The sequence below is a fragment of the Burkholderia sp. SIMBA_051 genome, from assembly GCF_046534915.1.
In the GTDB taxonomy this organism is placed as follows: Bacteria; Pseudomonadota; Gammaproteobacteria; order Burkholderiales; family Burkholderiaceae; genus Burkholderia; species Burkholderia ambifaria.
Genome location: NZ_JAWRXS010000121.1, coordinates 1 through 327 on the forward strand (window position 1 = coordinate 1; position 327 = coordinate 327).

Consider the following 327-nt stretch of genomic DNA (forward strand, 5'->3'; position numbering starts at 1 on the left):
GACTCCATGACGAAGCGATGGCGCAGGTGTACGCCGGCGATCGGCAGCTTGCGTTGGCGACGCTCAACGAGATTCTCGCCGATGGCAGCCAGGCCGAATTGTTGATCGTGCTGCGCCAGATGACCCAGGCGTTCGGCGGCATGCAGGCCGTGGCGGCGCAGGCGCGGCTGAACCCGACCCAGCTCTACCGCACGCTGTCGCCCAAGGGCAATCCGTCGCTGGCCAGCCTGCTGGCGATTCTCAAGGCGATGGGCCTGCGGCTGGCCGTGATGCCGCTGGCCAATGCGGCCGCCCCGGTCCGGATGGGCTGAGGCCGCCGGGCGCGGT

General features: G+C 69.7%; 1 protein-coding gene. It reads left to right on the top strand.

From position 1 onward, the window contains the following. Nucleotides 1-311: DNA-binding protein (locus SB771_RS33830; protein WP_410721898.1), on the top strand; the 311-nt coding region annotated here is incomplete at its 5' end. Nucleotides 312-327: the final 16 nt, after the last annotated feature.